Source organism: Helicobacter enhydrae, from assembly GCF_001693335.1.
In the GTDB taxonomy this organism is placed as follows: Bacteria; Campylobacterota; Campylobacteria; order Campylobacterales; family Helicobacteraceae; genus Helicobacter_G; species Helicobacter_G enhydrae.
On the sequence record NZ_CP016503.1, the window covers coordinates 685369 to 705335 of the forward strand.

Below are 19967 nucleotides of genomic sequence, written 5' to 3' on the forward strand. Positions count from 1 at the left end.
CAACACAAATATGATTATACAAAATCAAAACTTCAAAAACACACAAACCCTACTAAGTCATCAAAGCAAAGCAAACTACTGACCAAACCAACCTTGTAGAACCCAAAAGATTCCAAGTCAATATAATCTTGAACGAGCCTTGCTAATGCAATGCTGGGGTTATGGGGGTTGTTAAGGGGGATAAGGGGAACGCTTGCTATAAGTTCCCCTTACCCCCCTTAAGAAAAACTCCAAGCCAAGCTTGAGAAACTAGAAAATGTGCTTTTGCAAAACCAAACCCCAAAAGAAAGCTTCAAGCCAACTTTAAATCACCCCAAAGCTGTGCTTTTGCCAAACAAACCCCAAAAAAGAGAATCCAAAAGATTCTAGAGTTGCCAAAGCACACTTTGCAAACGACCCCCCCAACCCCCATTAGCAAGAATGCCAAAGACATCGAGCCTTTGTAGAATCAGTTTAGATCCCAAAAGCCTGATGGAGCTGATTGACAATCAACTCTTTGCTTTGTGGTTCCACCAACCGCTCTCCAACCTCATTGCCGTTTTGATAACAAACCAAAGTAGGAATCGCACGGATATTGAGCGTGGCACTCAAATCCTCCTCACTGCGTGTATCAATCTTGTAAATAGCGACTTTGCCCTCTAGCTCGACTTGCAAATCTTTCAAAAACGGCTCGATTCGCACGCAATCCTTGCACCAAGCCGACCCCAAAACAATCAGCACATTTCCTTGTTGGATCACTTCTGCATATTTTGCTTGATCTATTGTTTCTACCATAAGATTCCTTTAAAAAGTGAGATTAAAAAATAACCCCCAAAGATTAGCACAATTGCAAGAAAAAAAGCCAAACCAAATGCCTTTCCTCCCGCTTGGATGAATTTTTTGAAATCGATTTGCAACCCCAATCCCGCCATTGCAAACACGATGAAAATCCCACACAGCTCACGACCCATCGCAGTGATCCAGCCAAAAGTCAAATCCCCCACGATACGCACATCCGCAACACTCGCAAAATAAGTGTTCAAAACAATCACACCCAAAAACGCAAAAGCAAACCAAGGGATGTCTATCTTTTTGCGTGATGTCTCCCCAGCCTCTGCTGTAGTTTTTTGGTTTTTGGCAAAAAAATACGCCACGATGAGCAAAAATGGCACAAGCATAATCACACGCATCATTTTGATGATGATGGCGATGTTTGCGGCACTTTGGCTAAAGGCACCTTGCGAGAGATCTTTTGCCATTTCTGTCGCTCCTGCCACATTTGCCACTTCGTGCAATGTCGCCCCCATAAACACGCCCATACCCCCACCATCCAAAGCGGGAAACAGCCCGTTGGCATAGGCAAAAGGATAGATGAACATAAACAAAAGCCCGAAAATAACAACGGTGCCAACAGCCACAATCCCTTTGAAAGAATCTGATTTGAGCGTGGATTCCAATGCCAAAACCGCGGCAGCTCCACAGATCGCACTCCCTGCCCCCACAAGCATCGAGGTTTCTCTATCCAGCCCAAAAACCCTTGGACCCACAACGACTGCCAAAAGAAAAACGCTTGTGATCACAATCGCTGAAATCAAAATGCCCCAGACCCCCACTCCTGCCAATTCTGTCAGCGTCACATTGAATCCATAGAGGATGATCCCAAGCCTCAAGAGCTTTTTGGCACTAAAATGCACGCCAGCCTGCAAAGAATGCTTGTATCTAAAAAACAAAGGGGAGCAAACAGCCCCAATCAAAATCGCAAAAGCAGTTCCTGCAAGATGCGTGCTATCTTGTATCGCTTTGTTTTTGGCAAGTATCAAAGCAAGTGCCACAATCGCCCCGACAAACAAAACTCCCTTGAAATTCGAACGCAACATCGCACCCCAATGACAAAGCCGATCAGCCAATCCACCCTGTTTGATAGAATCATTATGTTTTTTCATCCATTCTCCATAAATCTAAAATAAATTTGAAATCATATTCCTTTTAAATTAAAAAGATATTAAAATGCCTCAAATCAAAATCAAAGGATAAAAATGTCTGTTTTAATGGAGTTCAATGTTTTCAGCATTGCAGGTGCAGTTTCCAAAAGAAAAGAAGTAGCCAAGCTTCTCAAAAGCCTAAAAGACAAGGGTATTGAGTTTAGCCTCAATCCAATGGGAACGATTGTAGAATGTGAAAATATGCAAAAAGCTTTGGAAATCCTAAATTTTGCCACTCAAAATGTAGATGCCCAGAGATTCTATGTCATCGCCAAGTTTGACTGCTACAATCAACGCAAGGATTTGTTAGCGACTAGAGTTGAGGATACATTAAGGGAGATAGAAAATCTAGATGAGTGAGCTTATGAGACTTAAAGTCTCATAAATCATTAAGCGTTGAGCAATCCAAGTATTGCTACAGAATAAGGAGTCATCGCTCCACACTTGTGGCACACTGTGTAAGCGACAGGAACAAATGGTGCGTTAGAAACCAAGCTCCCATCGATTTTGTTTTGCAACGCCATGTGACCAAACCCCGGAGCGACACCAAATTCAGCACTACCACAAGAGGCACACTTGAGTTTGCCTGTTTTTTCCTTGATTTTCTCTAGGATGGTTTCTTCTGTGATTGAAATATCTTTTGACATTTTGTCTCCTTGTTAAATAAAATTAAACGCAAATTATAATGTCTTTTGTTGGTTTTTTAGTATTTTTTTCAAACCAACATAAAATTTCATCCACTCATCCAAAGGCATTAGCGGATGTCCTCCCCATTTGGTATTGGGGGGTAGATTTTTGCCCACAGCTCCACGCCCTGCAATCTGCACAAAATCCCCTATATGGATATGCCCACCTGTCCCAGCCTGTCCCCCCATCACGACATTACGCCCAGTCGTCGTAGAGCCTGCCAACCCCACTTGAGAGACAAGAATGCTATTTTCGCCGATGATACAATTATGACCGATTTGCACGAGATTATCGATTTTGCTTCCTTTTTTGATACGCGTTTCTCCAAACACGGCACGATCGATTGTGCAATTTGCCCCAATCTCCACCTCATCTTCAATCACAACTTTTCCATTGTGGAAGATTTTAATATGTTTGCCATCTTCTGTATGGGCATAGCCAAAGCCATCACTCCCTATCACACTCCCTGCGTGGATACTCACATAATCCCCTATCAGCGTATCTGCATAAATCACTGCATTTGGGAAAATCTGACACCCTTTGCCAATCTCCACTCTATCGCCCACCACAGCCCCTGCCATCACGACACTTCCTGCCCCGATTTTGACATTTTTGCCCACATAGGCATTGGGCATCACTTGTGCCCCCTCTCCCAAAACCGCCTCCGCACCCTGATTGGCAAACAACTCTTTGGCAAAAAAGCTTGTGAGATAGGCAAAAGCTAGATGTGGATTCTTGACAACAATCCCTTGCATACCTTTTGGCACTTGATTGATGTGCTTTTGGTGGATTAGCACTGCACTTGCGTGGCTCGTTTGCAAATCTTGCAAATATTTATCTTGATCTAGATACACGATATGATGAGCGCCTGCCTCCTCCATATTGCTCAAAGCCTCAACTTCAAAATCCCTGTAGCCCTCTGTCCCAATCCCCAGATATTGCAAAATCTCATACAATCTCATTAGTTTTCCTCCACTTGATAAACTTAGGCATTATAATACTCAAAAAGGAATACATAAATGAAACTTGGAATCAATATCGACCACATCGCCACCCTCAGAGAAGCACGAAAAATCAATGAACCTAGTCCATTAGAAGCGATCTTTGTCCTCAAAAACGCAGGGGCTGCACACATCACACTTCATCTGCGTGAAGATAGAAGACATATCCACGATAATGACTTGCAAGCCATCATCGCCAACAGCCCACTACCCATCAATCTTGAGTGTGCCACCTCTGAGGAAATCATCGCTCTAGCTTGTGAGCTCAAACCCCAACAGGTTACACTCGTGCCAGAGAAGCGTCAAGAGGTAACCACAGAGGGCGGACTAAATCTCAAATCCCCCAAACTTCAAGAAACTATCCAAAAACTCCAAGACTCTGGAATCATCACTTCACTTTTCATCGATCCCAATCTACCCTCCATAGAGCAGTCTTTGGCACTTGGGGTGCGACATATTGAGTTGCACACAGGAGAATGGGCTAACCTCAACCTAATGGCTTCTAGCAATCTCAAACACACACAGCACAAAATCACCTCGCTTGATTTCCCCTACCCCATTCTTCAAGACAAGATTTGCAATACACTCAAGCAGATTCAAGAATGTGCCATTTTGGGAGAGAGAGAGGGGCTAGAAGTGTGTGCAGGGCATGGCTTGAACTACCAAAATGTCAAGCCCATCGCCCAAATCCCCCAAATCAGAGAACTCAACATCGGACATAGCATCATCGCAAGAGCCATTTTTGTAGGGCTTTTTGAAGCGATTAGAGAAATGCAGAGTATCATCAATGAATCAATCTAGCCACCCACGCCCCAAAATCGCAATCAGTTGTGGGGACATCAATGGTGTAGGATTGGAAATCTTGCTCAAATCCCATCAAGCAATCCTTGATCAAGTAGAGCCGATTTATTGTGTGCATTTTGAGCTACTCCAACAAGCAAGCCAACGCCTCAATCTCCCAATGCCTGACACTCTCAAACCGACGCACTGCCTCCCACCCCCAGCACCAATCCCCCAAATCACCCCCTCTCTTATCAGCAAGGAGAGTGGATTGTATAGTTATGAAAGTTTTATCCTTGCTTGCACACTTTGTGAGACACATGCAGCTCAAGCCATCACAACGCTCCCTATCCACAAAAAAGCTTGGAATCTCGCAGGAATCACAGAGATTGGACACACTGAAGCATTGAGCAAACGCTACAAGCAAAAAGGCATTATGATGCTTGGGTGTGAAAAAATGTTTGTCGCACTTTTCAGTGATCATATCCCACTCAAAGAGGTGGCTTCTCATATCAAGCAAGAGGATTTGCAAAGGTTTTTTGTGCGTCTATTTCAGAGCTTAAAAGCACAAAAATATTGTGTAATGGGACTCAATCCTCATTGTGGCGATGGTGGGATTATCGGCGATGAGGATAGTATCATCGCACAGGCGATCAAAGAGAGCAATGCTTGGCTTGGTGGTGATTATTTTGTGGGACCTATCCCTTGTGATTGTGCATTTATCCCCTCCAAACGCCAAGAGTTTCAAATATGGGTGGGAATGTATCATGATATTGCACTCTCCACCCTCAAGGCTTTGTATTTTGATGAAAGTATCAATGTCACTTTGGGGATTGACATTTTACGCACCTCTGTAGATCACGGCGTCGCTTTTGACATTGCTTATAGCAATCAAGCCAAAACGCGAAGTTATCTCAATGCCATTGCCTATGCCAAAACACTCATACATCAAAAGGAGCATTGATGAAAACATTTGAACTCCATAGCAAATACGCCCCTTCAGGAGATCAGCCTCAAGCGATTGAAAAGCTTTGTGAGAGTATCCTTGCAGGCAATCGCTATCAGACATTGATTGGGGTGACAGGGAGTGGCAAAACTTTTAGTATGGCAAACATTATTGCCAAACTCAATATGCCCACTTTGATTATGACTCACAACAAAACCCTAGCCGCACAGCTCTATAGTGAGTTTAAGGGGTTTTTCCCAAACAATCGCGTAGAGTATTTCATCTCTCACTTTGATTATTATCAACCCGAAGCCTATATCCCAAGACGCGATTTGTTTATCGAAAAAGATAGTGCGATCAATGAGGATTTGGAGCGTTTGAGATTGAGTGCAACGACTTCACTGCTAGCCTATGATGATGTGATTGTCGTCGCTTCAGTGTCTGCTAATTATGGTTTGGGCAATCCACAAGAATATCTAGAAGTCATCGAAAAGCTTGAGGTGGGCAAAAGCTATGGACAAAAACATCTTTTGAGCAAACTTGTTGAAATGGGATACACACGCAATGATACGGCGTTTGAAAGGGGGAACTTCAGAGTCAATGGCGAAGTGATTGACATATTCCCTGCATACAATCAATCCCAATACATTCGTATCGAATTTTTTGGCGATGAAATTGAGTGTATCAGTATTCAAGAAGCACTCAGCAATACATTGCTCAAAAAGCTCCCCTCCTATGTCCTCTATGCTGCCAATCAGTTCATCGTGGGAGCCAATCGCCTAAACCAAGCACTCAAAGACATTGAGGATGAGCTTGACGCACGCCTCAAAGAGTTTGCCCTGCAAGGCAAAGAAGTAGAATCCACACGCCTCAAAAGCCGCACGGAGTTTGATTTGGAGATGATGAGCCAAAGTGGGATTTGCAAGGGGATTGAGAACTATGCACGCCACCTCACAGGCAAAAAGCCGGGTGAAACCCCTTATTGTTTGTTGGATTATTTTGAACAAAAAAAGAAGCCCTATCTTGTCATCGTTGATGAATCCCATGTAAGTTTGCCTCAATTTGGAGGAATGTATGCAGGGGATCGCAGTCGCAAAGAAGTGCTAGTGGAGTATGGATTCCGTTTGCCTAGTGCGTTGGACAATCGCCCTCTGCAGTTTGAGGAGTTTATCAACAAGCCCCCGCATTTTCTTTTTGTGTCTGCTACCCCAGCCCAAAAAGAATTGGAGCTTAGTGGCAATCATATTGCCGAGCAAATCATCCGTCCTACAGGTTTGCTAGACCCACTCTATGAAATCCGCGATAGTGAAAATCAAGTGCTAGATTGTTTGGAAGAAATCAAACTATGTATCGCTAGAAATGAGCGTGTGCTGATTACCACTCTCACCAAAAAAATGGCAGAGGAATTGAGCGAGTATTATGCCAATGCAGGGATTAGGGTTGCATATCTGCATAGCGAGATTGACGCGATTGAGAGAAATCATCTCATCCGTTCTTTGAGACTAGGTGAGTTTGATGTGCTTGTGGGAATCAATCTCTTGCGTGAGGGGCTAGATTTGCCGGAGGTGAGTTTGGTTGCCATTATGGACGCTGACAAAGAGGGGTTTTTGAGGAGTGAGACAAGTCTCATTCAAACAATGGGGCGTGCTGCAAGAAATCTCAATGGCAAAGTCCTGCTCTATGCCCAAAAAATCACGCAATCAATGAAAAAAGCTTGTGAAACGACTGATTATCGTCGTGCCAAACAAATGGAGTTCAATGCTTTGCACAATGTCACCCCCAAGAGCGTGAGGCGTGAAGTGGAGCTAGAGCTCAAGCCTGAAAACGAAGCCTTGCTTTATGAAAAATATGACAAAAAAGCCAAAATCCCAAAAAGCGAAAAAGAAAGGATTATCAAAGAGCTAAAAGCCAAAATGCTAGAAGCAAGCAAAAAGCTTGAGTTTGAAGAGGCGGCAAGAATCCGAGATGAGATCAAAAAACTACAACAAGGGAGCTAGTATGCAAAAAGTGATTTTGGTAATTACAGATGGTATAGGACATTCCACTCAAGACAAATACAATGCGTTCAAAAGTGCGGCAACACCTGCTTATGATTGGCTTTTTGCAAATGCTCCACATTCTCTCATCCGCACCTATGGAGAGAGCATTGGGCTACCAAACAATCAAATGGGAAACTCTGAAGTGGGGCACATGACACTAGGATCTGGGCAGGTGATTTTGCAAGATTTGCTCAAAATCAACCAAGCAATTCACTCAAAGACATTGTTTGCAAACGAGCATTTTCAAACGCTAAAAACGCGAGAAAATATCCATCTAGTTGGATTGGTGAGTGATGGTGGTGTGCATTCTGACATCGCTCATCTTGTAGGCATTCTCAAAGAGCTAAAGCAATCAGACAATCGAGTTTGGATTCACATCATTGCCGATGGGCGTGATGTCGCACCTCAAAGCCTTCAAACCTTTCTTGACACGCTACAACCCCACCTGTCTGCAAACATACAAATCGCTACTTTGAGTGGGAGATATTATGCGATGGATAGAGATAGGCGTTGGGAGAGAATCCAATCAGCCTATGATTGCATTATCTCTGCAAATCCCAAAACCACACAAACTCCAAGCCAATATCTTGCACAAAGCTATCAAGACAATATTTCTGATGAATTTATCATACCTACGGCTTTTGGCTCATTTGATGGGGTTGAAAATGGAGATGCTTTTTTGTTTTTCAACTTCCGATCAGATCGTATGCGTGAGCTAACTTTTGCGATAGGTAGCAAAGATTTCAACCACTTCCAACGCCCTCCACTCAAAGATCTTTTCTTGCTTTGTATGACTCCTTATGATGAGAACTTCCCCCTGCCCACTCTTATCAACAAAGAAAACCTCACGCACACCCTTGCAAGTATCATCTCTCAAGCTCAACTCACACAAGCCCACATCGCAGAAACCGAGAAATATGCCCATGTGACTTTTTTCTTCAATGGTGGAAGAGAAAAGGTTTTTGATGGCGAATCACGCTTTTTGATCCCAAGCCCAAAAGTGGCAACTTATGATCTCAAGCCTGAAATGAGTGCAGAGGAAGTGGGAGAGCAAACGCTCAAATGTATGCAAGATGGCTTTGATTTTATCGTTGTTAATTTTGCCAATGGCGATATGGTGGGACACACGGGGGTTTTTGAAGCAGGGATCAAGGCAGTTGAAGCTGTAGATACAGAATTGCTCAAAATCTTGCAAGCCTGCCAACAACACCACTACGCACTCATTCTCACAAGCGATCACGGAAATTGCGAAGAAATGAGAGATCAAGATGGAAACATTCTCACAAACCACACTATTGGTGATGTGTGGTGTTTCGCATTATGTGATCAAATACAAAGTCTAGATAATGGGACACTTGCAAACATCGCTCCGACGATTCTTAAGATTATGGGACTTCCCATACCCACACAAATGCAAAAACCACTTTTTTGAGGAACAAATGGCTCAAAAATAAAACAAAAAAGATTGATTGGTTTGCAAACAGAGGAAGCCTCTGTTTGTGTGGGTTAGGAGTGTGCGACTTTTTTACGCTCAAGCTCCCCACTTGCTTGAAGTTCTTGATAATAGCAAGAATGCAAAATCGCTAGTTCCTCCTCCCCCATTGTGCCATCCACCATCGCACTCAAAGCCCCTTCAATCGCAAACACAGCCATATAAATGTGTGTGATCAAAAGTGCAATGATTGCAAACCCTAAGACATTGTGGATAATCGCGCTCAACCTTAGGGCATTGATAGGAGCAAATTGAAAATACATAATCGCCCCAGTGATAACCATCACAAATCCCCCGATTGTGCAAACCCAAAACCACATTTTCATCCCCGCATTGAATTGCCCTGAAGGAATAGGAGTTTTGATAGTGTCACCCTTTGTGAGATACCCCCCAAGCATCAAAAGCCATTTCAAATCATAAGATTTGGGCAAAGAAGCTTTCACCCACATCAAAAACATCAAAGGACCAAAAACCACAAACGCAAGAGTGGAGATCGCGTGCAAATCACGCGCTAGTCTCACAAAAAGCCCTCCACCAAGCTGAGCACCAAACACCATAATCAAGCCTGTGATACAAATCACGATAAAAGGCACAGCGGTGAGCCAATGCACTGCGATATTGTAAGTAGAAAAAATCTTATACTTCACGCCATGTGCGAAGCGTTTGGAACCAAAGAGCATTAGGTGTGTCGCAAATGCAACAGGCACCAACACAATGATCGCCAAAAAGATAGGGGCAAAAAATTTGTTTTGCAAAAGCGTAAAAAGCTCACCCAATCCTTTGGCATCTTGGATCCCACTCAATGGCTTACCACTATCAAGTGGTCCCACTGCCACCCCTTGAGGCGTATTGCCAATCACTCCTGCAGTAGGAGAATCCCACCCCCAATTTTTGATTTGCTCAATTTGTTTCACGCCATAAATCTCTGTATTTTGAGAAAAATTCGGCTGTTTTTCATTAGCAAAAGCTCCACTCAAAAAGAGGAATAAAAATAATAAAACGCTAATGCCCCTCATCTCACACCTCATCCACCATACGCTTTGGACCAAGTATAAGGGACAGATGGCGTTCCACTTCCTCTAGCAATCGCTCTTTGAGCGATAATGTCGCTCACCTCATCACTACTTCCTGCAAGCAAAGCTTTGGTTGAACACATTGCTGCACACACAGGGACTTTGCCCTCTGCGATACGATTCTGTCCGTAGAGTTTGTATTCTTCTTGAGAATGTGTCTCTTCAGGACCTCCAGCACAGAATGTGCATTTGTCCATCGCCCCTCTTGAGCCAAAAATATCTGATTTTGGAAATTGTGGTGCCCCAAAAGGACAAGCATATAGACAATATCCACATCCGATACAAGTTTTTTTGTCGTGCAAGACTATGCCATCTTCACGCACATAGAAACAATCCACAGGACAAACTTTGGCACAAGGTGCGTCAGAACAATGCATACAAGCAATAGAGACACTTTTTTCTTTGCCCTCAATCCCGTCATTGAGTGTGATCACACGACGGCGATTGATACCTACAGGCAAATGATGAGCCTCTTTACAGGCAACATCACATCCGTGACAATCGATACAACGATTTTCATCGCAATAAAATTTAATCCGACTTTGAGAAACAAAACCTTCAGTCATTGCTCACTCCTTATGCTTTTTGAATACGGCAAAGTCCGCATTTGGTTTCAGGGATTTGTGTCACGATGTCATAGCCATAATTGGTCACACCATTGATTGATTCCCCAATGCTGTATGGCACATACCCTTGAGGATAATACGCCTCCAAACTCTCACCCTGCATTACTCCTGCCCAATGGAATGGAGCAAACACAACATTTTCTTTGACGCTATAGCTTAGTCTCACCTTGACTTTTGCTTTGAAGCCCTCTGGACTATGAATCCATACAAAATCCCCCTCATTCACTCCATAATTTCCGGCAGTATTTGGGTGGATTTGGCAATACATTTCTGGATTGATTTCTGTGAGTGCCAAGCTTACGCGTGCTTCGATCCCTTGTCCGCTATGAGTCACAATCCTTGCAGTATTGAGTTGCAATGGGAACTCTTTGGTCCAATCTTTTTGCAGAGAAGCAAATTTGGTCGCCACCCTAAACTGATTGGGTTGGTCTGGATAAGTTGGATATTTGGCAATCAAATCAGGGCGTGGGGTATGGATAGGCTCACGATGCAACGGGATTTTATCCACCCAAGTGCTGACATACATTCTAGCCCTTGCATTTCCATAAGGACAAAGCCCTGCCTCAAGTGCTTTATTGACAAGTGTCATACTCAAGTCTGTTTTCCAATTCTTACCTTTGACAATCTCTTTTTCTTTGGCTGTGAGTTTTTTGCCCGTTAGCTCCTCGATATTGTCTGCTGTAATCTCTGGATAGCCACCTTTTTGGCTCGACTTTGGAGGCACACTGCCTTGAGATGCAAGCATATTGTATTTTTTGCCATCCAACTCTTGCTCCAACCCAAAGTTGTTTCTAAATCCCATACCGCCTTGCATCACAGGGATACTGATATTGTAGAGGTTTGGCGTTCCCGGGTGTTTTTCATTCCAACAGGGCCAAGGCAATCCATAGAAGCTATCTTGCAAAGGTCCGCGTCCCTTGAGTGTTACAGAATCAAAAAGATGCCAATTGAGTGTATGCTCTTTGAGACGCTCTGGAGTCCAACCACTCAATCCGATGGTTTTCATTCCATAATTAATCTCGCGTGTCGCATCATCGGGCCACACAAAATTGCCTTTGCCATCACCTAGAGCTCTTGTGAATTCCTCATAAAACCCTAGACGCTTCGCAAGTTCAAAGAGGATCTCCTCATCAGGTTTGCTCTCATACAAAGGCTTGACAACTTGGAATCTCCACTGCCCTGAACGATTGGTCGCAGTCACAGATCCACTTGTCTCCATTTGAGAAGCAGCAGGAAGCAGATACACTCCATCGCTTTTTTGAGTATAAGCAATCGCATCATGTGGGAAAGGATCAACAACGACAAACAGCTCTAGCTCATTAAGGGCTTGAGCGACTTTGTTGGTCTGTGCAGTTGAAATCAAACCATTGCCCAAACAGAAAAGTCCGCGAATCTTGCCTGATTTTCCATTGTGGATTTCTTCCTCTTGCAATACGCCTTGCCACCAACGAGAAAGCGTAAAACCTGCTTTATTCATTGTTGCAGGATCAAATTGACTTTTGAGCCACTCATAATCCACTTGCCACACTTTTGCCCAATGTTTAAACGCCCCCTCACTCAAACCATAATATCCGGGCAAACTATCAGAGAGACAACCCAAATCTGTCGCACCTTGCACATTGTCGTGTCCCCTCAAGATGTTTGTGCCGCCACCACTGCGTCCCATATTGCCAAGCACAAGTTGCAAAATAGGGGCGATTCTTGTGTTGCCTGTCCCAATGCTGTGTTGTGTCAATCCCATCGCCCAAACAAGTGTGCCCGGTCTTGTGTGTGCATAGAGTTTCGTGACTTCCATCAGTTGCTTTTCAGTCACTCCACAAATGTCTGCCACTACGCTTGGAGGGTATTTTTTCGCCTCTTCTTTGATTGCTTCGATTCCAAATGTGCGATCTGCGATAAATGATTGATCTTCCCATTTGTTTTTGAAAATCAGATTGAGCATTCCATAAATGAAAGCAATATCTGTCCCACCGCGAATCTGGATAAACATATCAGCTTTGGCTGCGGTTCTTGTGAAACGCGGATCAATCACGATGAGCTTGGCTCCATTTCTCTCTTTTGCCTTGAGGAAATGTTGGAATCCAACAGGGTGATTGACTGCAGGGTTGGCTCCAAAAATGATAATTGCCTTAGAGTGTTGAATATCTCCAAGATGGTTTGTCATAGCTCCATAACCAAATGTATTCGCCACACCGGCGACTGTAGAGCTATGTCAGAGACGCGCTTGATGATCGATATTGTTGGTGCCAAACATAGTTGAGAATTTGCGAATGTAATAACATTGCTCATTGCTCACTTTGGCACTTCCAAAGAATTGGACACTATCAGCTCCGTGCTCATTTTTGAGACTTGCAAGTTTAGATCCAATCTCATCAAAGGCTTGTTCCCACGAGATTCTTTTCCACTCCCCGTTTTCTTTTTTCATCGGATACTTGACTCTTTTGGCACTACGCACCATATCAATCATATCTGCACCCTTAGAGCAATGTCCTCCAAGGCTCACAGGGTGATCTTGAGCGACTTCTTGACGCACCCAAGTGCCATTTTTGACCTCTGCGATGATTCCACAACCTACAGAACAAATCGTGCAGATTGTTTTGATTTTTTGGCTATCTGGATAAGCCTCTTTGAGTTCCTCTTGTGTTGCTTGTCTTACAACGCCCTCACTTGCATTCAACGATGCAATTCCTGCACCAACACCCAAAGCACTCATCTTCAAAAAACTACGACGCGATGCTCTGAGGGGTGAAAAAGTCTGTGCGATATATTCACTCATCACTTGCCTCCTTATTTTGCAGATGCATAGTAAGAGTTCCAATTCTTGGTACTTCTATACAAAACTTCTTTTTTCTTGTGTGTTGAAGTGGCAAAACCACTCTGACTCCTTGGTTTGTCATTTGCACAACCTGCAAGTGCCAAACCACCAACGGCAATCACTGCTGAAGTTTTTCCAGCATTTTTCAAAAAATCACGGCGTGATTTTTCTTGTGAAAATTGATTTGTTTCCATTTTTCTCCTTTGTAGCTAGGATAGTAGAGTCTGTGCCCTACGCTACAGGTTTGCTCAAACCCATAGCGTAAGACACATTTATTTTTGTTTCAATGTGTCTTCATCCATATCAGCTTTGACGCGTTTTTTCCATTTTGCTTTTTTCTCTTGTGCTTTCAAATCTTGCAAATCGACAAACTCCTCCAAAGGAGGTGGAGTCACATCAAGGTATAAGCGTTCAAACTCTGCGAAACTCCCCAAAATCTTGACTACAGATTTATAGAAATGAGCCTTTTTGCTTTTCAAAGTTTCCAAAACCACGAAATTCACATAATCATTCAAAATTTCTGCAAAGATTTTTTGGCACATTGCGATTGCACACGGATTGGCTTTTTCAAGCAACGAAGAACAAAACATCAGCAAAAATCCAAGATGATCTTCAGGCTCCACAAACTCCTCATTACGCCGAAACTCACTCTCCAAAACCAAATCACGAATCTTCAAGCATTTCTCCCCAAACTCCCACCCCTCATCATAATAACTCGCCGTGAGATTGATACATTTGTAAGTGAAGTTATCCACAAAAAGAGCATCAAATTCTTGCTCGATTCTTGCAGTGCCATTGGCTTCTAACTCATTGAGCAACACTTGTGCATCTTTTTGGGTTTGATCATTGATCGCATTGGCAAAAATCTGCTCCAAAATCGCGATAGCGGTTTGGCGATGTCTGGACAAAGACTGGTAGCTAAAAAACATTCCAAGCAGGGCATAATACATCCCTCGTGCTTTGTTGATCTGTATCTCTTCCTCTTTCATGCCTCATCCTCAAAATGGTGTTTAAACATAATCTTGACCTTGCAATCACTGCAGCATTCCAAAGTCCTAAGCTTGGCAGAATCAGAAGCAAAAAACCCTGCCATTTTGTCTTTGATTTTCTCAATCGCCCTTTTGGAGCCTATGGGTTTTTGGCACTCGATACAATGGAAAACCTCATCTTGTGCGACGACTTGCATCTCAAACCAAGAGGGATTGAGTGCGATACCATCCAAATCAAGCTTGATCGCATCTTCTGGACAAGTCTCCACACAATACCCGCAAGTCGTGCAAAGATAGGGTTTGTATTGGAGTGAAAATTTGGAATGATTGGCAGTGAGACAATCGACATTGCAAGACTCCACACAGCTCAAACACAAGGTGCATTTTTGTGCATCGACGCTGATTGTGCCATAGCGTATCATTTTGCCACTTTTGCCACTCTCCACACGCCCAAAATCCCCATCTTTGACCATAAACCTCAACCGCTCGGCAAAATGTTTGCGTTTGTGCTCATTTGGGCTTGGTGCATAAGAATACTGCACGATGGGTTGGGGCAAATGCTCGATCTTTCTTAGAGCCTCCACATCATTAGCCACCCAAATTGCATCTTGTTTGAAAATGTTTTGATAAATCGCATTGACTAGCTCAATCGCCTCTTGTGATGGGCGTGAAACCACTGGTGAAAAAAATATACAGCCATAGCCACTCTCTTGAGTGATACTCAACAAATGAAGCTCAGAAGGGAATTTCTCTCTAGGGATGATCAAAGGCGTCAAATGGGAGGGGATCTCATAATCCTGCAGAAGTGGCAAAAACTCCTCAGGTATCAACAGCACTGCTGTGTTGCGATAATACTTCAAGCCCTGCATCAAGCAATCAATCGTATAAGGAGCAAAATCAATCGCACCCGTAGGGCAAGTCGCCACACAACCCCCACAGCCTTTGCAATCGATTTGCGAAAACACTAGCTCCATCAGATTGTCATTTTTATCCACCCCAAAAGAAGGGCAGACATCTACGCATTTGTGGCAATAGCCCTCTCCGTTTTTATCAGGACGCCTGTGATGGTATTGGCAGGAATTTGGATTGTATAAAATTGTCGTTTTGTAGCGGTATGTCCCCCTTCTATCAAGCAAAAGGCTCAACATCTCCTCTACATTATAAAAATCCTGCACGCTCACAATGCCTAGAAACTTCTCAAGTGTCGGGTTTTGCACAAATAGCACCGCTTGATCAAATCGGATTGTTTCACTGCGACACACAGCCTCAAACTCTCCGATTTTGCCACTCACACTGATGATGTCACTAGGATGGACCAACATAGGCAAAAAGCCCAAAGCCTGTGATTTGTCTATCAACTCTTGGCTATTGGCACCCTCATAGCCGATAATCAAAAGCTTCAAACCCACCTCTTGCTCTAGAATCTTAAAAGGTGCATTGTCATAAATTGCAAGGCGATTTTGAAACATTTTGTAAATTTTATCAAGCTGGACTTGTGGGGCGTCTTGGGAATGTGAGAGATACCAATCAATCTCTGGGGCATACATATCGCAATTTTTGTCTAGATTGGAAATCGCGTGATGGTTATGGTGAGAATTGAAGTGGATTTCTGAAAACTGCTCTGCAAGCTCTGGGGCGTAATGGTATGTGGTTGTCAGATTAAACATAATAACTCTTCTTAGTTTTATCTTAATTTTTTTGGTAAGTTATTATAACTTAATTACAAGCTAGAATCCGTAACGCACAACAAACAAAAGCCCACCTATTCATTGCGTAGCACTTCAAGTAGATTGATTTTTGAAGCTCTGTTTGCAGGATAATAAGCCGAAAATAGCACGATCACAATGCTTCCCAACGCGATCAAAGCAAAATCTAGCAAAGAGAAATCTAATGGCAATTTTGTCGTGCCATAGACATTTGCAGGTAATGAAACAATAGGGAATTTATCTAGGATTTTCATCGCCACAAACGCTAGAACAAAACCAAACAAAATCCCCGCCATTCCGATACTATTGCCCAAAACAAAAAAAGACTTTTTGATTTCTTTCTGACTTGCCCCCATACTCAAAAGCAACGCGATCTCTTTGCGTCGATTCATAATCACCATCAAAAGCGAACTGATAATGTTGAGTGAAGCCATCAAAATAATCAGCAACAAAACGATGAACAATGCCCGTTTTTCAAGCTCCATTGCAGAAAACAAATTGCCATTTTGGTGCCACCACCCCTCTACATAATAAGAATAACCAAACCTTTGTTTCAAAAATTTGGCAATACGCTCATAATCTTGCAAAGGTTGTGCAGAATCAATATGGATCCCATCATAAAGATTATCAGCGATGTTACGCACCTTTTGCAGGGATTGCAAACTCGTGTAGCCATAGGCACGATCATAAGCACCAATCCCTGAATGAAAAAACCCCTGCACTTCAAATCGTTTGCTAACAGGCGTGAAGCCTATACTATGTGGGACAAGCTCTGTGAAAAAAAGGATGACCTTTTGCTTGGGCTTGATCCCAAACCCCTCATCAAACTCACGCCCCAAAACCAAACCAAAATCCTTCAAATCTTGGGCATTTGTATCAACAAGCGTTTGTTTGAGGATCGGGTTGATCTCTGATTCTTGTGCAAAATCTACGCCAAAAATCACAGCAGGATTGATCCCATAAGGAGTTTTGATCAACGCGTGGGAACGCACATAAGGGCTAAATCTAAGATCTGGAAACTCTATCTGCAACGAATAGAGCAAATCTTGTGGCACCAACGCTCCTTTCAGAGATTTCACGCTCAATGGGTAATTCATCAGCATAATTTTTTCTCGAAATTCCTTAGAAACGCCATTCATAATCGCCATCGCCACACATAGCACCATCACCCCAATCCCAATCCCCAAAAACGCCAAAAGTGCCGTGACAAAAATAAAAGGCTGGGTGCGATCTAGTTTGAGATATTTGGGAAGCAGAAAAAAAGCAAGTTTCATTGTTTTTGAGCTAGAAGCCCCTTTTTGGGACCACTTTTGCCGTGACATTGCTTGTATTTTTTGCCACTGCCACAAGGGCACATATCATTTCTTGCGGTTTTGTTGCCAAAGAGTGGGGCGGATTGCTCAAGTTTCTTTTTGGCTTTTTGATTGGCTTCTTCTTGATGGGGTTGCAATTTGAGCCAATGCAAGATCTTCAAAGTCTCGCTTTTGAGTAAGGCTCGGAACTCCAAGAAAAGATTGTAGCTCTCTTTTTTGTATTCCACCAATGGATCTTTTTGGTTGTATCCTCTCAAACCGATTCCTGTTTTGAGATTGTCCATCATATACAAATGCTCACGCCAAGCATTGTCTAGAGTTTGCAGATACACGAGGCGTTCGATTTCTTGACGCGCACCTGCATCAATCATACTCATTTTTTGATCATATTTTTGGGTGAGTTGCTCCACAATCGTATCGCACAACGCTTCTGTATCATCAAGGCTCTGGATGTTTTCTAGCTCAATCCCAAACGCTTCTTTGAAATGAGGGGCGATTTGCTCCACATCATCAATCTCTTGCAAGATTTGTCCTACAAGCTCTTTTTGATCTTGTGCAATCCTTTCATCAATCGCATAATTCTCATCTAGAAGCTGGTTTCTCAAGCTATACACCGCCTTGCGTTGCTCGTTTGCCACATCATCATACTCTAGCAAATGCTTCCTTGATTCAAAATGCAAACTCTCGACCTTTTTTTGAGCATTTTCAACGGTTCTTGTCACCAAAGAGGACTCGATATGCTCCCCCTCTTTCATCCCAAGCTTTTCCATCACATTTTTAAACTTATCAGATCCAAAGATTCTGAGCAAATTATCCTCTAAACTCAAATAAAACTGACTGACACCCGGATCCCCTTGTCGCCCACTACGCCCCCTAAGCTGATTGTCAATCCTACGGCTCTCGTGTCGCTCCGTGCCAATGATATACAATCCCCCAAGCTCACGAATCTCATCATCAATCTTGATATCCACACCACGCCCTGCCATATTGGTCGCAATCGTCACGGCTCCCTTTTTCCCTGCGTCTTTGATGATCTCTGCCTCTTTTGTGTGTTGTTTGGCATTCAAAACCGTATGTGGCACTCGGCGTTGCTTCAGCAATTCGTGCAACAACTCACTTTTTTGGATACTTGCAGTCCCAACAAGGACAGGCTGTCCTTTTTGATATAGCTCCTCAATCTTGGCGACCACGGCGTCAAATTTTTCTTTTTCACTTTTGTAAATCAAGTCATTCAAATCTTTGCGTTGCACCGGAATATTTGTAGGGATACTCACAACATCAAGATTGTAAATCTGCAAAAACTCTCCTGCCTCTGTTTGTGCAGTTCCTGTCATACCTGCAAGCTTGTCATACAAACGGAAGTAATTTTGAAAAGTAATATCAGCTAGAGTTTGGCTCTCTTCTTTGATGGCGACATTTTCTTTGGCTTCTATGGCTTGATGCAATCCCTCGCTAAAACGCCTACCCTCACTCAAACGCCCTGTGAATTCATCAACAATCACCACCTCACCATTGGCAAGAACATAATCTTTGTCTTTGATGAAAAGATAATTTGCTTTGAGTGCTTGGTCTAGATGATGAGCCAAAGAGGCGTTTTCGATATTGTAGAGATTATCCACTCCAAATAGTTGTTCTGCCTTTTGTATGCCCTCTTCGGTGAGCAGTATCACACGGCTTTTCTCATCGATATTGAAATCTTTTTCATTCTCAAGCTTTTGGGCTACGCTATTGGCAAGCTGATAGTTTTCCATTTTTTTGTTGGTGGGTCCCGAAATGATAAGCGGCGTGCGTGCCTCATCAATCAAAATCGAATCCACCTCATCAATAATGGCAAAATAATGGACTTTTTGGGTTTTTTGCTCCAAAGAATATTTCATATTGTCACGCAAATAATCGAAGCCAAACTCATTGTTGGTGCCATAAACAATGTCAGAGGCATAAATCTGCACACGCTCTTCTTCCCCCACATCAGAGGTGATTGCCCCCACAGAATAACCCAAAAACTCATAAAGCTCTTTGAGATCTTGTGCGTCCCTCTTGGCAAGATAATCATTGACGGTTACGATATGGACACTTTTGCCCACCATCGCATTCAAAGAAGCTGCTAGAGAAGCCACTAGGGTTTTCCCCTCCCCTGTTTTCATCTCTGCAATCTTGCCATCGTGAAGCACCATTCCACCAATAAGTTGCACATCGTGATGACGCTTGTCATACAAACGACGACTAGCCTCTCTAGTGATTGCAAAACTATCATTGAGCACATCTTCCAAACATGCCCCCTGCTCTAGCACCCTATTTTTCAATGCCAAAAATGCACTTTTTAGCTCCTCATCGCTCAAACTTTGATACTGCGATTCTAGCACATTGATTGCTTTTACTCTTTTTTCGTATGTTTTTAGCATTCTAGAATTACGCGTTCCAAAAATCGCACCAAAAATTGTTCCAAACATCGCTCACCGCCTTTATGACAAAATATCCAAATGACTTAAAACTCTAAAATTATGAGAATCAAATATAATTTCAAATATTTTATTCTAAC

General features: G+C 43.1%; 17 protein-coding genes. 5 read left to right on the forward strand and 12 right to left on the reverse strand.

Features of this window, described 5'->3' with window-relative positions; translation table 11 throughout:
- Positions 1-453: 453 nt before the first annotated feature.
- Positions 454-774, reverse strand: coding sequence for a thioredoxin family protein (locus BBW65_RS03155; RefSeq protein ID WP_066339589.1), 321 nt, complete (start codon positions 772-774; stop codon positions 454-456).
- Entirely contained in the window at positions 768-1922 is a 1155-nt protein-coding gene (locus BBW65_RS03160; protein ID WP_083986024.1) for a YeiH family protein, read from the reverse strand. Before BBW65_RS03160 ends, BBW65_RS03155 begins: the two co-directional genes overlap by 7 nt.
- A 93-nt stretch (positions 1923-2015) precedes the next feature.
- Between BBW65_RS03160 and BBW65_RS03165 the strand changes: the two genes are divergently transcribed.
- Complete coding sequence (locus tag BBW65_RS03165; RefSeq protein ID WP_066339591.1) at positions 2016-2321, forward strand: thiamine-binding protein; 306 nt, start codon at positions 2016-2018, stop codon at positions 2319-2321.
- Between the two features lie 29 nt (positions 2322-2350).
- Here the strand turns inward: BBW65_RS03165 and BBW65_RS03170 are convergent, their stop codons facing one another.
- Entirely contained in the window at positions 2351-2608 is a 258-nt protein-coding gene (locus tag BBW65_RS03170) for a hypothetical protein (protein WP_066339594.1), read from the reverse strand.
- A gap of 33 nt (positions 2609-2641) precedes the next feature.
- Positions 2642-3610, reverse strand: a complete 969-nt coding sequence (gene lpxD, locus BBW65_RS03175; RefSeq protein WP_066339596.1) for a UDP-3-O-(3-hydroxymyristoyl)glucosamine N-acyltransferase — start codon at positions 3608-3610, stop codon at positions 2642-2644.
- Between the two features lie 57 nt (positions 3611-3667).
- Between lpxD and BBW65_RS03180 the strand changes: the two genes are divergently transcribed.
- Genes BBW65_RS03180 through gpmI form a run of 4 tightly spaced genes read left to right on the forward strand, consistent with a single transcriptional unit; the run spans position 3668 to position 8846 of the window.
- Complete coding sequence (locus BBW65_RS03180) at positions 3668-4450, forward strand: pyridoxine 5'-phosphate synthase (RefSeq protein ID WP_066339605.1); 783 nt, start codon at positions 3668-3670, stop codon at positions 4448-4450.
- Positions 4437-5393: a 4-hydroxythreonine-4-phosphate dehydrogenase gene (gene pdxA / locus BBW65_RS03185; RefSeq protein ID WP_066339607.1), complete on the forward strand. Its 957-nt coding sequence runs from the start codon at positions 4437-4439 to the stop codon at positions 5391-5393. The genes BBW65_RS03180 and pdxA overlap by 14 nt, the downstream gene beginning before the upstream one ends.
- Positions 5393-7372 carry an excinuclease ABC subunit UvrB gene (gene uvrB, locus BBW65_RS03190; protein ID WP_066339609.1) on the forward strand — a complete coding sequence of 660 codons (1980 nt, stop codon included), beginning with the start codon at positions 5393-5395 and terminating at the stop codon, positions 7370-7372. Before pdxA ends, uvrB begins: the two co-directional genes overlap by 1 nt.
- 1 nt (position 7373) lies before the next feature.
- Positions 7374-8846, forward strand: coding sequence for a 2,3-bisphosphoglycerate-independent phosphoglycerate mutase (gene gpmI, locus BBW65_RS03195; RefSeq protein WP_066339611.1), 1473 nt, complete (start codon positions 7374-7376; stop codon positions 8844-8846).
- Between the two features lie 74 nt (positions 8847-8920).
- Here gpmI and BBW65_RS03200 read toward each other — a convergent pair whose 3' ends face one another.
- The 8 genes from BBW65_RS03200 to secA all read right to left on the reverse strand — a co-directional run bounded on the left by BBW65_RS03200 (position 8921) and on the right by secA (position 19878).
- Positions 8921-9922 carry a formate dehydrogenase subunit gamma gene (locus BBW65_RS03200; protein WP_066339618.1) on the reverse strand — a complete coding sequence of 334 codons (1002 nt, stop codon included), beginning with the start codon at positions 9920-9922 and terminating at the stop codon, positions 8921-8923.
- 8 nt (positions 9923-9930) lie between these two features.
- Positions 9931-10545, reverse strand: a complete 615-nt coding sequence (gene fdh3B, locus BBW65_RS03205; RefSeq protein ID WP_066339620.1) for a formate dehydrogenase FDH3 subunit beta — start codon at positions 10543-10545, stop codon at positions 9931-9933.
- A gap of 10 nt (positions 10546-10555) precedes the next feature.
- On the reverse strand, positions 10556-13381 hold the full coding sequence (locus BBW65_RS03210) for a molybdopterin-dependent oxidoreductase (protein ID WP_083986026.1): 2826 nt from the start codon (positions 13379-13381) through the stop codon (positions 10556-10558).
- A gap of 11 nt (positions 13382-13392) precedes the next feature.
- Positions 13393-13614, reverse strand: a complete 222-nt coding sequence (locus BBW65_RS03220) for a twin-arginine translocation signal domain-containing protein (protein WP_066339629.1) — start codon at positions 13612-13614, stop codon at positions 13393-13395.
- Between the two features lie 78 nt (positions 13615-13692).
- Positions 13693-14409 (reverse strand): TorD/DmsD family molecular chaperone, encoded by a 717-nt coding sequence (locus BBW65_RS03225; protein WP_066339637.1) that lies wholly within the window; start codon positions 14407-14409, stop codon positions 13693-13695.
- Positions 14406-16076: a 4Fe-4S binding protein gene (locus BBW65_RS03230; RefSeq protein ID WP_066339639.1), complete on the reverse strand. Its 1671-nt coding sequence runs from the start codon at positions 16074-16076 to the stop codon at positions 14406-14408. Before BBW65_RS03230 ends, BBW65_RS03225 begins: the two co-directional genes overlap by 4 nt.
- Before the next feature lie 95 nt (positions 16077-16171).
- Complete coding sequence (locus BBW65_RS03235; protein WP_066339641.1) at positions 16172-17389, reverse strand: ABC transporter permease; 1218 nt, start codon at positions 17387-17389, stop codon at positions 16172-16174.
- Entirely contained in the window at positions 17386-19878 is a 2493-nt protein-coding gene (gene secA, locus BBW65_RS03240) for a preprotein translocase subunit SecA (RefSeq protein WP_066339646.1), read from the reverse strand. The genes BBW65_RS03235 and secA overlap by 4 nt, the downstream gene beginning before the upstream one ends.
- Positions 19879-19967 lie beyond the last annotated feature (89 nt).